General features: G+C 55.4%; 10 protein-coding genes and 1 pseudogene. 5 read left to right on the top strand and 6 right to left on the bottom strand.

Annotation, left to right across the window (positions count from 1 at the left end; all coding sequences use genetic code 11):
- Nucleotides 1-695: patatin-like phospholipase family protein (locus AC07Z7_RS18290; protein ID WP_494767168.1), on the bottom strand; the 695-nt coding region annotated here is incomplete at its 3' end.
- Nucleotides 696-1,256: 561 nt separating this feature from the next.
- On the opposite strand from AC07Z7_RS18290, the gene AC07Z7_RS18285 reads away from it, so the two are divergent.
- Both AC07Z7_RS18285 and AC07Z7_RS18280 read left to right on the top strand, forming a co-directional pair.
- Nucleotides 1,257-3,599, top strand: a complete 2,343-nt coding sequence (locus tag AC07Z7_RS18285; protein ID WP_494767167.1) for an AAA family ATPase — start codon at nucleotides 1,257-1,259, stop codon at nucleotides 3,597-3,599.
- Nucleotides 3,596-4,321 (top strand): HNH endonuclease, encoded by a 726-nt coding sequence (locus tag AC07Z7_RS18280; protein ID WP_494767166.1) that lies wholly within the window; start codon nucleotides 3,596-3,598, stop codon nucleotides 4,319-4,321. Before AC07Z7_RS18285 ends, AC07Z7_RS18280 begins: the two co-directional genes overlap by 4 nt.
- Before the next feature lie 185 nt (nucleotides 4,322-4,506).
- Here AC07Z7_RS18280 and AC07Z7_RS18275 read toward each other — a convergent pair whose 3' ends face one another.
- Complete coding sequence (locus AC07Z7_RS18275) at nucleotides 4,507-7,302, bottom strand: hypothetical protein (RefSeq protein WP_494767165.1); 2,796 nt, start codon at nucleotides 7,300-7,302, stop codon at nucleotides 4,507-4,509.
- Between the two features lie 464 nt (nucleotides 7,303-7,766).
- Nucleotides 7,767-8,219 (bottom strand): helix-turn-helix domain-containing protein, encoded by a 453-nt coding sequence (locus tag AC07Z7_RS18270; protein ID WP_494767164.1) that lies wholly within the window; start codon nucleotides 8,217-8,219, stop codon nucleotides 7,767-7,769.
- A gap of 78 nt (nucleotides 8,220-8,297) precedes the next feature.
- Here AC07Z7_RS18270 and AC07Z7_RS18265 point away from each other — a divergent pair, with 78 nt between their 5' ends.
- Nucleotides 8,298-8,570 carry a hypothetical protein gene (locus tag AC07Z7_RS18265; protein ID WP_494767163.1) on the top strand — a complete coding sequence of 91 codons (273 nt, stop codon included), beginning with the start codon at nucleotides 8,298-8,300 and terminating at the stop codon, nucleotides 8,568-8,570.
- Nucleotides 8,571-8,689: 119 nt separating this feature from the next.
- Here the strand turns inward: AC07Z7_RS18265 and AC07Z7_RS18260 are convergent, their stop codons facing one another.
- From AC07Z7_RS18260 to AC07Z7_RS18250, 3 genes and pseudogenes are all read right to left on the bottom strand, one after another.
- Nucleotides 8,690-9,001, bottom strand: coding sequence for an HU family DNA-binding protein (locus tag AC07Z7_RS18260; protein WP_494767162.1), 312 nt, complete (start codon nucleotides 8,999-9,001; stop codon nucleotides 8,690-8,692).
- 70 nt (nucleotides 9,002-9,071) lie between these two features.
- Nucleotides 9,072-9,845: pseudogene (locus AC07Z7_RS18255) on the bottom strand (DNA/RNA non-specific endonuclease).
- Between the two features lie 753 nt (nucleotides 9,846-10,598).
- Nucleotides 10,599-11,969 carry a hypothetical protein gene (locus AC07Z7_RS18250; protein WP_494767161.1) on the bottom strand — a complete coding sequence of 457 codons (1,371 nt, stop codon included), beginning with the start codon at nucleotides 11,967-11,969 and terminating at the stop codon, nucleotides 10,599-10,601.
- 272 nt (nucleotides 11,970-12,241) lie between these two features.
- Between AC07Z7_RS18250 and AC07Z7_RS18245 the strand changes: the two genes are divergently transcribed.
- Both AC07Z7_RS18245 and AC07Z7_RS18240 read left to right on the top strand, forming a co-directional pair.
- Nucleotides 12,242-12,508: a hypothetical protein gene (locus AC07Z7_RS18245; RefSeq protein WP_494767160.1), complete on the top strand. Its 267-nt coding sequence runs from the start codon at nucleotides 12,242-12,244 to the stop codon at nucleotides 12,506-12,508.
- Between the two features lie 58 nt (nucleotides 12,509-12,566).
- Entirely contained in the window at nucleotides 12,567-13,271 is a 705-nt protein-coding gene (locus AC07Z7_RS18240) for a hypothetical protein (protein ID WP_494767159.1), read from the top strand.
- Nucleotides 13,272-13,377 lie beyond the last annotated feature (106 nt).

Below are 13,377 nucleotides of genomic sequence, written 5' to 3'. Positions count from 1 at the left end.
TCACTGGTGATCAAATAGTCGAGCTTATTTCGGTCGACACGCAGACCAGGATTGATGCCTAGGTTGTCATAGACACCGCCATCCGTGAGCGTCACATAGCCCACTTGCTCTGCGGGGGGGTAGACGTCTGGATCCAACCGCAGGGGGCCGAAAACAGGTGGGAATGCTGAAGACGCCGCAACAGCATTGCTGATTTTGAAGGCTCCGGCATCGACAACACCAAGCTCGTGCTCGCCCATCTCCGCTTTCGAAGCGCTCCCTCCACCTGCGACGAAGAAGAACATGTTCCCCGTAGCAATGTTCGTCGCGTTCAAGTAGATCCGAGGGCCATGTTGCAGAGTGGACAACGACTTCTCACCGAAGAGATCTTTGTCGTAGCTTTCTGCCAACTTGTCCAAGCGGGACTCAAACGGATCCAGGAAGCCTCCGATCACGGAACCCACCGCAATTGACTTGGTTCTGAGGTAATCGTCGAGCTTTTCCAGCGCTGCATCAACGCCACTCGACCAATTCACCGCAAGCGTTGCTCCCGCAATACTTCCGCCACTGACACATGTCAAAAGATCAATGCGTTGAAGAAGCCCCAGTGACTGAAGCTTACGCAACATGCCCAGATGAAAGGCAGCGGCTCTGAATCCCCCTCCAGACAAAGCAAGGCCAATGCGGCAATCTTTGCCGCCGATCGTCACTGTCATAGTCTCTCCGTTTCAGCACTCTGAATTTATGGAGAAACGTTATAGCAGCCGAGGGAGGCGTGCAAGAAGTTTGTTGCCTGAACAAACTTGTCACATTTTTGAATGAGAAAAAACGCGTTGCGTGGATGAAGCCGGATTTTTGGGCGGAATCTTCGGACCAGAACTTGTCCCCTTGTTTTTGAGAGCATCAGTGGCATAGCCAAAAAAGCAGGTACGGTTACGCTCGGGTCGGACGCCTCGGATCTTATGCCAGGTCAACATATGCCCACCTGAGCGCTCGATTCAGCCCGGTGCAGTGAAGAAAAAAACTAGCCGCCAACGGCAGTCGCAAATCGCTTCCGTATTGGTATTTAAGGTTACCGTGCATCATCAACATCGCTGCTCACGCAGAAGTGAGCATGCTTTTTTCACCTTCGATTGTCATGGCGTGAACCAGCAACAGTGCTTTCAGCCCTGACAGTCACAGATTGGAAGGCAATGACTGTTCTCGTAATATAAAGAACACCGAGTTCTGAGTTCGATTACTCAGAGGCCATCAGCTAGGAAGGAGCGGCTCAATACGTGGAGAACATAGACGAACGTGAGATCGATGCTGCACGCTTTGGTCGGGAGGTGCAGGAGATCTGGCTCCAGGTGTCTGGCCAATCGCCAGAGACGGGACTTAGGCTCACTGTGGTGTTACTGTTTACTGAGTTGATGCGGGAACGTACGCGATTACCGTGGTCCCGACCAGATACAGAACACGCTGAAAGTCTGCCCAATGCCATGGAGCGTGCCTACGAGTGGTTTGGACTACGTGACCAAATCAACAGCAACGAATGGAGGCACATCCCACAATCCGCGCTGGACCAGCTCTGGTGGCTGGTGACTCGCACGGACGATCGTTCAGTGATGCTCAAGTGCCTCGATTTCCTTGTCCTTCAACTATGCGAAGGAATTCGGCACTCAAATACCTTGAATCGTCGCGTTGCGAGCTTCGTAGCTCATTTCGCGGAAAGATGGTCTCCGCGCTCCGGCAGCGTTGTTGATCTCAATGAGTTGACAAATGGTGAGCTCGGCGTTCGGCTGAATGCGAACGCTCCGCTTGATGAGTATCTGCTGCCATTCCGATCACACCCTCATAAGTTCGAGGTCTGCCTGCGTCTTTATGCACACGACATTAGGTTTCGATTCATGGAGGACAGAGGCAGGAGTGACTACTGGGATCACGTCCAATTTGCATGTGCATTGCCCCGGATAGGTCGGTCCCGTTCGGCCCCACTATCTCAGGATATTTATCCCTGGGACCGGGACGGGCTGGAATTTGCCACATGGTTCCTGCTTGGCAATCAGGGCGGACGCCTAGCGATCATCGTGCTGCCTACGGCGGATTTGCGGGCTCGCGGAAGACGTGCCGCGGCTCGCATGGAACTGCTGAAAATGGGGCACGTAGTGGGAGTAGTTGAACTGCCGAAGCGGGTCTCAGGGACTGTGCGACTCTCGATGCTTGTCGCATCGTCCGGGCACAGGAGCGGCAGTACCGAGCCTATCCTGCTAATGAACGGACGTGCAATCGATGGCCTACGCGACGAGCCCTTGGAACGACTAGCGCAGTTCCTGAGCATTCCATTTATGCAGTCTATGTATCAATACGACGTGGCTCGTCCGTATAGTTCAATGACACTAGGCGATGCCCTGGAAAGCCGTGCCCGAAAGATGTTTGATTCAAATTTGCGCGAGATGCCTGGCTTCTTTCGGTACGTTGAGATCGAAGAAATCTTCCAAACCGAGCACGCGGTGCTCGACCCGTCGCAATGGGTGCCAGAGCGCGAGCCACTCGTTGCAACCGACCTTCTGGACGGCACTCCCGTGCATAGGCTGCTCGCGGATGAGCGACAAGCATGTTGCGTATACGTTATCGGCAACAATGGCGCTGGAAAAAGTATGTTGTTACGCCAATTGGCCAACGCATGTGCTGCATCCAGGCGGCCGGTGAGGGCCATTGCCTCCGCCTCCAGCGACAGATTTGTCACCAAAGTGGGGCCAGACATCGACTACATCTACCTTGGGGCACGGACCAGCGACACGGCGACGCAGCCGCGCATTCTCGGCAGCAAACTTGCCGAGCTAATCAGGACCATTCACAACGATAGCGCGAAGGCGGCAGCTTTTAACCGCGTCCTTGAACTCCTGTCCTTCGCGGGTCGCCACTACTTACTACCGGAAGCAGCCAACTCAGACTTGCTCGAGTCAGTTCGGGAGTTTGGAGTTGGTCCGATAGATGGCAGTTTAAAGGGCTGGAAGCTTGGCTTCCGCAAAGTAGACGGCAATTCAATCGTCCCTTTCGATCACTTGAGTACGGGTGAGCAGCAAGTCCTGCTTTTGACGGCTCGGCTTGTAGCATTCGCTAAAGCAGGCGTAGTGTTCTTGATTGATGAGCCTGAGACCAGTTTGCACGTTGCGTGGCAGAGATCGCTGCCCCAAGTCTTCCATACCATCAGCCAAGAGTTCACATGCCAAATGGTCATCGCCACTCACTCCCCTGTGCTTGTTTCTACAGCTAGCGGTAGTGACACATTCCGCTTCATGGCAGAGGGCGGAGTGCTGGAAGAAATCGGAGAACAGGCTGCGAGCAGCGTCGAGCGGGTGCTTTTTCAAGGCTTCGACACTTACACCGGTAACAACCGCGAAGTCCATGAACGCTGCGCTGAACTTGTGTCGCGCGCCATCGAATTCGCTAACACCTCGCGAGGTCATTTATTACCTCAAATCCTCAATGAGCTAAAGCAGATGGACATGAAAGTTGCCAAATCCGTCCCTGCATTGGGCCCCGGCACCACAGCCTTACACCTTAACCTTATACGGAGGGCGACCATTGCAGTCACGGAGCTGACTCAGCCCGCCGAACCAGTGGGAAGGCCATGACCGATAGCCTGGGCTCCCTTGAGCGGGACTTCGGCCAAAATGTGCTTGCCTCGCCGGAGGCACGAGCGTTTTATCGGAGTTGGCGTAAGCGCTCGGCTAGCAAGGCTGGGACATGGTCTTCCATCCGAGAAGCCTCTTTCACGGCTTCGGGAAAAACTCACGTCGGCGTGGCCATCATCACAGCCCTGCGCGAACACCTCGCCACGCTGCAGGGGGAACGCTGCTGCTATTGCCAGCGTCGCTTAGGCGGGATTGCATACGCACGCCCAATCGAGCACATACTACCCAAACACATATATGGACGCTACACATTCAGCTATCGCAACCTCGCAGTAGCGTGTTTCGACTGCAACCACGTCAAATCTAAAAGCAACTGGTCGACGTGGCCGAAGGCTCGGCGACGGTATATCCCGGAGAGGAGCTGCGGTGGCTTCTTCCACGCCCGCTTGCATGACTACGACACTCACATTCGATACCTACATCTTGAGACGAATGGTGCTTCTATCAGCGTCTATGCAGGACTGACTACACAGGGCCGTCACTTGTGTGCAAATCTGTTGAAAAAATCGGCAGAGAGAACTCTTGCAACGACTGCCAACCCGAGGTTCGCTGCCGCGATGGACAAACTGCGCGTCCAAGTGGATCAAATGACACGTGCTCATGACGACTCGCACCTCATGGATTTCATGGAGGCGCTAGAACTTGCTGCAGATCCGGGGTGAGCGCTCCATAGCCGACTATGGAAGGCGATGGACTCAAGCGGACGCGAAATTTTCAGATACGGTGGGACACCTGCTCTAGGTCGACATCAGCACGTTGTAGCCCACATAGGCTGCCGTGCAGACAGGACCGCAGCAAGCTGAGCGGTCGAACGGCTTATTTCGAGAGGGAAGATGCCGTCCTGGCATCATGGCCCTGTGCTGCGGTCCAAGGCTTGCTGCCTCTTCTTTAACTCTTGTAAATACTGTTCATCTTTGCAATGCGCAATCGCCTCCTCGGAATACGACTTCGCGAGGGGCAAGTTCCGCTGCTTCTCAGCGCATTGACTCAGTTGATCGAAGTAAATCGCTAATCGCTCCGCCGCCTTCAGATCGGCCTTGGCCGATGCGAGGGCTAGCTCTGCAGTCTGAAGGGCTTCGGGAAAGCCCAGCAAAAGTTGGGCTTTAGACTTTTGATAGAGAAGCCAGTGGTCGATTTTTTCGGGCGCGATCTTCCCGATCCGATTCAGCGCTTTCTGCGGCATCCCCGCGGAGCTATAAGCCTTGGCAATAGCCCGCGCCTCATACGGGTTGAGCACGTCCGCCGCGTCAGCCGCATCAGCAAACGTCGCCGCAGCTCTATTGATGCGAGCTTCAAGTTCGTGTTTCCCCAGTCTTCCGGCAGCAATAGCGGTATTGGTCAAGGACTCACAGGCGCTCACCCATTGCCGAGACTCCACAGCGTCAGGGGGGGTGGCGAGAATTTCCGGCAATGCTTCAGCCAGCGCCACACAGACCTGCATATGACGGTAGCCAAACACGGTCGTAAAAGACAAGTATGCCTCGTAGAACTGGTCTAGCCCTTCCAGCGCAGACATTGCAATTGCATGCGCAATCCCCTCCACCCGTTCTTTATCGGCGGACAAATACTCTGCGACTCCGCGATAAGAGCGCAGACGCGTGATTGCTGCGAGAGAGACACGTAGTGGGACAGAGGAAACATCGGCGAGCATCTTTTCTACCAGCCAACGCATTGCGTTATCACCCTCTCTCTTCAACTGGTCCGACGCCTCTTTCTGAGTGCCGAGGTGAGCGATCTGACCATAAGTCGCGTGCCATCCAGGTCGCATATTGAGTAGTTCCGAAAAACTCGCCCACGCTTCTTCGAGCATGCCGCAACGCCGCAGAGTTTTACCCCGGTGGTGCAATAGTTCAGCGCGGACCTCTTCACTGACGCCCGCATCGATTGCATGCTGATACTCCGCAGCGCATGTCCGGTAGTACTCCTGACGGGTAGCTTCGTCCACAATGCCATATGCGTGTACCTCCTTGCCATCGACTATGCAAAGCACCTCGGAAAGCGAGCTTTGTGCGGTAATCGAACGTGCGTGAAGGTCCGCCACAGTCGGCTGCACCAAACCACGGCCCACCTGCAAAAGCGCATACTGAAGCCAGTCGGGGGGTCGGGAACCACGCTCAGCGTTCGCAGCCAGCAACGGCTCCAAGGAAAGGTGGATTTCGCGGATAACCGAGGGCATCATCTCGCCTGAAAACTTACGCACGTAGTCTTCAACCGCGTCGGCAATCAGCTTCGGTTCTGGTCTGTCCCGCACCGCATCGCATATCAAGTCATGAACCTTCAAGACACCAGTCACCGCAGCTGACTGGAGAATCGCCAACCGTTGCAGATTCACCCGCTCGTTTTGTCCCAGGAAGTGCGCCAGGAATCTGGAGTCGTGAACATTCGAACCTGAATTGGCGATCTTGACCAGCGCCTCCAACGTGTTTGGCTCCAATCGTTTGAGAAGCGACTTCATGATCGAAGTCCCGTCTCCCTGAGAAAGCGCCTGCGGATCGTTCAATATCTCTCGATAAAGATCGTCCTTAGCGATATCTCCAATTGCGGCTATGTTGCGGGTGGTCGCGAGAATCAGGGGCGAAAAACTGCATGCTTGAACAAAGTCGCTAGCTGCCTCGCTGAGATTCGTGGGGTCTTCTCCAAGCACCTTTGCTGCCGAGTCTGGTGACAGGGCTGGTATTGGGACATAGTCAGCATTTCCGGGGGAGTTGAGCTGTGACGTCACGAAGACTACCCCGCCACGCTCGAATCCTTGCTGGAGTTCGTCGAACGCTTTCGCATCAACGGTGCGCTCTAGGCTATCGATGACTAGCAGCGTTCGTGCTGAGTTGAAGCTTCCAGAGACATTGAAGGGTAAGCCGCCCCGAGAGCGCTGAATAGAGCTGAGCGGCGTGTCTTTCTTCCAGTCATCGCCCGATATCCACACGTAGTTCTCGAATTCTGCAACCTCCTTGTGAACATAGTCGATTGCAGCCTGCGTCTTGCCCGAGCCGCTGAGTCCATACAGAACGCACAGGCCCCTACCTTTGGCGTAGTGCGTACGCACGGCGTTCAGAATTGCTTCTTCTGTGTGATGGTTCTCGCAAATCCCGGGCACGCGCCCGTAATACTCATAGTTCTGAAGGTTCTGGGCGAACTCGGGAAAGAAGTCGCCGAAGAAGCCAGCCGAATCCGGATTGTCGACAGAGAACTTGTAGATGTACTTCGCAAGTTCCCGCGCATCAAGGATCTTGACGATTTCTGCGTAAGTCTTTCCTCGCTCGGTCGCGCGGAATTTTCCTCGGAACGATTCCGGCTCCTCCTGGCTCGCGATCAAGTAGATGTTCCTTGGCGATCCGTGCGTCAATGCATGATCGATGTCCTTTTCGATCTTCTTAAATTGAGGCGTATCGTCTTCCTTCGCGGAATTTTCGAAGTAGCCCTTCTCGGCACTGTATTCGCCCACTGTGCTCCCATCTTGCGAGAAAGTATCAACGGTGTAGCCAACTGGGCGATAGTCCTTATTGAGGCCGTGATGAATCAACTTCTTGGCTTCGAGAAGCTCAATGACGGCGTGCCCCACTAGCTCAAGTTCAGCCGCGCCCATCGCGACAATTTCGTCGATGAGCCCGTTGACGATTCTCTTCTTGACGTGTTCAAAGTGCATTCTCGGACCTGAAGCGATGTGGACTTGATGGAATCTACTCCAAACCGGTGGAGGTCCACTCGGAGCTCTGCGCGGGCTTCACACACGCTCCCAATTCGCGCTGTCTTGGAACAGACTGACATTGGAGATCGCCGCTAGTAGTCAGAAGGGCGAGCTCTCGCCGCAGATATAGACGAGCTAGCAGCCATTCGGATGCTGGATCTCCAGAGCGCTTGCCAGCACTGGGTGGGAAGCCGCGTGCCGCCGTCGCAAATTCGCAGCAACGTGCGCGACTTCTGTTTTAACTCGGGAGCAGTCAGGGTCACTCAGACGTTTCAGACCATATCGCGCTGGGGAATATTCAGTCGCTCGAACTCGTGTTCCATGTAAAGCGCGGCCTCAAGAGAAAACTATGCCCGTGGCACTCAAAAAGATGACGGTTCGGGGCCGAGTGCGCGGTGAAGCAGGCCGCCCCCCACTCAATGTCATTGAGTATTGAGCAGTTCCAGCGCCTTGCGCTTGCCAAGCTTGAGTACTTCAGCAATGCGCTCAAGTTGCGCTGCCCGGGGATGGACATGGCCCGTCTCCCACTTGTAGACGGACAGCGACGAAGCTCCTAACAGTTGGGCCATCTGTTTCTGCGTGATGCCGAGTGCCGCGCGTTTGTCGATCAGCACCTGAGCATCGAACTGGATCTGCTTTGACTTCTTGGCAGTGACGTCTTCTGTCATTGCCTTGGCTTGGGGCACATCCGCTGTTTTGACTTGGCGTTGAGTGGCTTTGAGCTGGGAGGTAAGCGCCTTGACCTCACGCTTGAGTGCCGCGATCTCCGAGCGATGGCTGGTGATCGCCTTGCGCATGCCCTGAAGTTCAGGCTTGAGCTCCTTGCGAGCCATGCGAACAACCTCAGCGCGGAAAGCATTGGAAAACGTATTCATAGCCCCGATGGTACGAGATGCCTGCTTTCAGTGCCTAAAAACATCGAAATGCTTCCCACCTCGTAAGATCCCCGCACCATGAGTAGCAAACCCACCTGGACACAGGAAACCCTCGAACAAACGCCTTGGGCGAAGGAGTTCAAGAAGGAAGCACCTGTCAGTTACCCCACTGCCATCCGCTATGCCTTGGAGAGCAGGCTGGAGGTGATCATCGACCACACCACTGAGACAGGCGAGCCGCAATGGGTCATCCGAGTGCTGGACGATCCCTCGTTCTGGATGGACGCCGTACCCACCAAAGCTGCAGCGGTGCAACTCAGCCGTGAGATGGGCTGGAAGGTCGTTCGGTAGCTGCTTGGATCAAACCGGGCAAATCGGTCTATGTCCCCGTCCGGAAGCATAAAAGACAAAACCGCCAAAGGCCTGAGCCCATGGCGGTTTTGCTTTGTTGTTACCCGATTTGCTCGGTCTTACTTCCCAGCCTTGTCCGCCTTGCGCTTGGCAGCCTTGGGATCCACCACTGCCTTGAACTTGGCCCCCGCCACAAACTTCGGCACCATGCTTGCAGGGATCTTCAGCGCTGCACCGGTCGATGGGTTCTTGCCCGTGCGTGCTGCACGCTTGGCGGACTTGAAGGTCCCAAAACCCACCAGCTGCACGGCATCGCCCTTCTTGACGGTCGTCTGGATGGTGTCGATCAGCGTTTCCAGCACCGCATTGGCGGCTGTCTTGGACAGGTCATTCTTGGAAGCCAGGATTTCAACGAGTTCTGCGCGGTTCATGGATGCTCACGTGTAGAGGTTGGAAAGGCCCGATTTATAACGCCACCGCTGACGCCACGCTTGCTGCGACTCAATGCTGCAGTGCACTTCTCGGCAAAAATTCCACGCCCGTGCGTTTGACCAGCTCCTGGTAGCTGATCGGCCGACCCACCGTCTCCCCCTCGCGGTTCTCCTGCCAATGCGCCCAGGCCTTGTTGGTTGTGGCGTCGTACACGAGCTTGTACAGATAGGTCGGTACCTTCACCCCATTGGCCCCAATGCGTGGCCCCGCATCCGTGAACACCGGCCCGGTGATCACAAACACGTCCCCCTTGGCCCGCTTCACATAGTGCCGCGTGTCGTGCTCGATCTTGTTCCAGGCGCCCCCGTTGTGTTGGGCGTTTTAGGGAACCATGTTCGCCAGACTGAAGCTCTGGGCCATGGAAGTGGGTGTGGCCATATCTCCCGCGGGCGCCATATGCCCACGGCTGTACCCTGAGTTCTTGTAGTCTTCCAACTCCGCCCGCTCACCACTGGGCAAGCGCGCATCCGCAAAGAACCGTTTGGCCCGTTTCTCGTTGGCCCCTTCCAACATTTGCCGATTCAGGCGTTGGGCCACAAACACCGGTGTCTTGGTGGTTCCGGAGTGCAACACCGCAAACGCTTCATAGAAAAGCTCGCGCAATTGCGGACGGGGTGTGATAGCTGGTGGTGTGCCATTCGCAAAGAACTGCGGGCACTGCGCAAAGGAGGTGGGCTCGGGCGTGAGCAGGGCTGCACTGTCGAACTGCGGAAACCGCGCCCAGGAGAGATTCGGAAGAGCAACGCCAGCCAGAGACAGGGCCAGCACAGCCGCCAGGCGCACACGGCCTGGCCAAGAGAACAAACGATTCACAGAAGGAGCAATCGGGTCGAACAAAACGGAGCCCGATTGGAGCACCGTTCACCTCTAGATTTGGGCCCGAATGCTTGTAAATCGCAGGGTTTTACAGCTGCTTGCAGAGATGTGCGCCCCAAACAGAAAGGCCCCCCCGAAGGGAGCCCGACCTGCCTAACTTCGATGCCACCGAACTTGGCCCGCCACTTGCAGAACCTCGCCGAGCTGAAATCCTCCGCGATTTGGTGAAGCTCGGCCTGCTAAGCAAGTCGATTGATGATGGACAAGCTGACGACGACGGATTCAATCGTGACGTTTTCTCAGTTACGGCAAACGGGGCACCGGGGCGATTCAAAGAGTGCCCATCGTTTCGTGCGGGCTCAAAAGGCTTTGTCAGTTCTCAACGGAATGTATCTGGCCAGCCAAGACGATGCGGATTGGACGCAAGTGATTTTTTGGTCGCTTAACAATGATCCAGCGATCTCCTACGCCGTCCAAAGTCAACTGGTCAATTGCCTGGTTCTCTCGCCTGGGTTCCTAAAGATGGTAAGAGCCTTGAGTCGAGTTGAAAGCTCAAATATCTGCAGGGACCTGACTGAAGCTCAATAGGCTCCGTACAGAGCTTTGCGCCGTCCGTCGACGTTTGCAATAGAAGCCGAACCAGATCGGGGAGATCCAACAAGCCAAATGCGCCCGATGACACGAATGCTTTCGGTGCCTGTATTTGAGAGAATCTGCGCACTAAAAGCCCGCAAACGACAACGTGTAGCGCATGTAGCGGCCATAGTTGTCATTGGGAGATGCGGATTGGGTGTCGCGGACAGCAAGGACTACTCCGGCGCCATTTTGAGCAACATTGCGGTAGTTGAGGTCGGCATCGCTCGGATCAAAAACTGACATGTATGCGCCAGACTGCAGGTTGAACGCGCCGCCGAAAGGGTGTCCCTGCCCGAACGGCTGTAGATGGCTTTCCAGCTCAAGCGGATTGGCCAATGTGGTGCAGTAAGAAAAGTGCAGGACCCCTGGATACGCTACTCCGAGCACTACAAACTTGCTTCCTACCTTGCGCACCGCTTGGGCCATCGCCATATTGGCCATCCACTGGCCCGGCATGTTGCCCCTATAGAACACATATGGTTTGATCGGTGCCTCGGGCACACTGGCATCAGCCCACTCCCACCGAGTGATGTACTGCCAAGCGCCGACGTTGTTGAAGATTTCCCAGTAGTGGCCGTTTCGGTTGTTAGGGTTACCGGTTTGCCCAAGCAACGAGGTGGCGCATCGCAAAAGCACGGGGCCGGCCTTGCCCTCTGGTGAGTCAGGCGCACCAAACGGATCGGCCATCGTCGGGTTCCGCGTTGCGGGAATATGTTGCGCAAACGTGTACACGTAGCCGCTGTCTTCAATGAGGTTGGAAGGGTGCAAAAACCCGTAGTGCGCCAGCTTTCCCAGCCTGCCGTACTGGGGCAACGCAGGGTGGATGATCAGGTGGTTATCGCTGTGCGTAGTCGTGCCAGAAAAAGGTTGGGGGCTGAACGCGTAGGTGAACTGATCGTGATCACCAGTTCGAGGCACCGTCTTGAACAGCGACAGGCTGTTGAACCACTGGAACGTGCTGCTGCCTTCGTTGGGCCAGTAGGTGCCCGCGTCTGTCGAGAGCTCGGTGTAATTCTCGGAGTGGGCAACGGCGAAAGCCTGTGTCTGATCCACGTTGAAAACCGAGAAAAGCCAGTGCCGCATATCCATACTGCCCATTTGTGGGATGCGTGCAGATGTCATCGTCATTGGCGCAACGGGCGATAAGCTTGGTGCCGCCATTGATCCTGGCACGAGGTACAGGGTTCGGTTCTCGCTGTGTGGAACCACGGCGCGCATGACATCTGCTGAACTGCGGCGATAGGGGTTTAAAGGGCCATCTGCCCAGCTTCCGTAGGGCTTACCAGCGCCCACATAAATCTTGTAATCTGGCAAGCTGTTGTAGTCACAAATGTTGTCGGCCGGTGCGAATGACAGAGACACCGAAGGGGCGGACTGCGCGAGCACATTTCCAGACATTGACACTGTGGCCAAACCCACAGTGCTGGCTTTAAGAAATTCACGACGATTGTTCAATGGACTCTCCCTTTGGTTGATCTGTTCAGCCTACCAATGCTGTCACGACGGCACTTTGGATCGTAGTGACGACGCTGGGATTCGCATGTAAGGGGTTGTTCCTTGTGTAACTACCCGGTGGTACTCGAAACATGTTTACGCACATTTGAACAACTTGCGGATAGATTGAAGACGCGGGTCTTATTGCCTGTACCCGTGCAGTTGGGAGGGTGCCGGCGCTCTTGTGCGTTGAGCTCCTAAAACTTGTTCAACATCAATTTGGAAGCGTGATCATGATCAAAAAACTTCTGGCCATCACTTCGATTGCCTTAGCGCCATTGGTGGTCAGTGCAGGTGCGGAAAACGGAGTTCTGGCTCACCCTGCCGGAGGGCTGGGCTTCCAATACCCCAGTACGTTTGCGAAAGCCCGTGCCGGCATTCAGAACGGTGGGCAAATCAAATTGCAATCGCGTTTCGTTTGGGGTGGTCCTGCCGGGAGTCCTATTGGCGTAGATGAGCACGCCATCGTTGCCTTTACGCAAGGCGCCAAAGGCTTCTGACGCGCATGCCCAGATTGTGTGAGTCGCTCACTAAGTTGAACTGTGACAAAGGAAGAGTATGAAGAAAGCAATTGCTGGATTGGTGATCGCAACCGTTGCGCTGTTACCGAGCATGGGGAGCGCGCAGACGGGGCACCCTTACTACCCAATGAATGCTGGCACGCAGATCGTTTACCAGGTCTATGAGATACAGGGGCACTGGGACGAAGCAACCATGCAGCTATCGGTGACCAGCCGCACTCCCTGGAATCGTCCTATTGCCATTCAGTACTCGAACACCACGTGTCCTGCCTACTTTGGCAACGGCCCCCTGTACCGCGCGACATACGTTGACTCGGGTACCGCTGGCGGTGCACTGATCGACGGCGGAAGTGTGAGTCCCGGAGGCATCTCCTACATAGGAGAGGCCATCAACGAGATTGGCTGGGTGCATGTTCCGTTCATTGCCAAGCTCGCTGTCAATCCCACGGCAGGGCAATCTATAGATGCTACCTCGACTGTGACAAGAGGATGCAGTGATACAACGTTCCAGCAGACCTTGCGGTGGCGAAATAGAACCATTGCACACGCCAGCAGTTGGGGTCCTTTTCAGGACGTGTGGAGAACCGGGCTGCATGAGTACGGATCTGAAAGCGGCGGTGTGGATCGCGTCTACAACTATGTTTTTGCCAGAGGCAAAGGCATGGTGAATTTTTGGTACGGACAGCTCGGACCGGATGGAACCATCACCAACGGACAAGAGTTCTACGCAATTCAGTACTAGATATGAAAGCCGTCCTAGGGCGGCTTTTTTTATGACTATGCAACGCGTTTGAGAAGACCGAGTGTTGACTTCCGTACAGGACTTCCCCTGAGCGAAATTTGAGTCC

This window comes from Acidovorax sp. GW101-11A03 (assembly GCF_059424825.1).
The sequence above is the reverse complement of the archived record's forward strand: the minus strand, read 5'-3'. Positions and strand labels throughout refer to the sequence as shown.